Genomic DNA, 889 nt, shown 5'->3' on the forward strand with positions numbered 1-889 from the left:
CATAATCAGGGTGTGGGGCGGTAAGCCCCACCGATTTTTTTCGGCATGAAAATTCAAGAAGTGAGATGCCGGGCGATACCTGACACCTCACTCATATCAAATTAGCTACATATCTGGCAACTCATCAAGTATGTTCTCCAAATGTCCTAAGACTATATCCAGCTTCAAATCGGTGATGGTTCCCTCAAAGCCATCTTCTTTGTCTTTTACCAATATTGACAGGAAACCATCTTCTTCATGTACAGCCATTACTTTTAGGTCTGTGGGTTCTTCTCCTAAGTATCCAATAATGTAAGGATACTCTGCATTTTCCTTTTGTCCATCATCCACATAATCCATCCCAAAATGAAATTCGTGGTTGGGAAGTTTCTGCAAAGCGTCGATTAGTTCCTGCTTCTGCCGTTTGTAAATCTCTTCATAAAGAGGGGCATAATCAAAATGTTTCATTGTTTTGTCTGTTTTAATAAGGTGGGTTTTCCACCTTGCATTGGTTATTAATCAAGTGTTTCATAAAAGTAGTCTAATTCCTCGCCTTTCAGGTTTTCGCAACCATAATTGTCCGCTTCCTCCCAAAGGGCATTGTAAACACGTGCCAACTCATCGTTTTTCTCGTACCATTGCCAAATCTTATGATTGAGCACCATAACAAGCTCGGTCAGAAACTTATAATTGTCTTTCCACTCCTCGAATGCTCGTTTGAATGTATCGTTTACCGCTTTTACGCCAAACTTCTCTGCAATTGAGAAATCACCCCAAAAAGTAGTAAGGGGTTTATAACCTGTCGTTTCCTCAATGTTCCACACAGATGTTACGATTTGAATTGTTGTTGTTTCCATTTTCTAATTGTTTTATGAGTTTAAAATTTTATTCTGGGCATCCCGATTCTCAA

Annotated in this window: 2 protein-coding genes; both read right to left on the bottom strand. The window is 39.5% G+C overall.

What is annotated here, in order from left to right:
* Window positions 1-105: 105 nt before the first annotated feature.
* Window positions 106-447, bottom strand: coding sequence for a hypothetical protein (locus HMPREF2983_RS00095; protein ID WP_070665503.1), 342 nt, complete (start codon window positions 445-447; stop codon window positions 106-108).
* 47 nt (window positions 448-494) lie between these two features.
* The gene (locus HMPREF2983_RS00100) at window positions 495-836 is read right to left on the bottom strand and encodes a hypothetical protein (RefSeq protein WP_007411832.1); all 342 of its coding nucleotides are present in this window, start codon (window positions 834-836) and stop codon (window positions 495-497) included.
* Between the last annotated feature and the right edge of the window lie 53 nt (window positions 837-889).

This window comes from Prevotella sp. HMSC077E09 (genome assembly GCF_001814685.1).
Taxonomy (GTDB): Bacteria; Bacteroidota; Bacteroidia; order Bacteroidales; family Bacteroidaceae; genus Prevotella; species Prevotella oris.

Excerpts from the sequence above, each read along its gene's own strand:
- HMPREF2983_RS00100 (WP_007411832.1), bottom strand. The coding sequence starts at position 836 with ATGGAAACAACAACAATTCAAATCGTAACATCTGTGTGGAACATTGAG.
- HMPREF2983_RS00095 (WP_070665503.1), bottom strand. The coding sequence starts at position 447 with ATGAAACATTTTGATTATGCCCCTCTTTATGAAGAGATTTACAAACGG.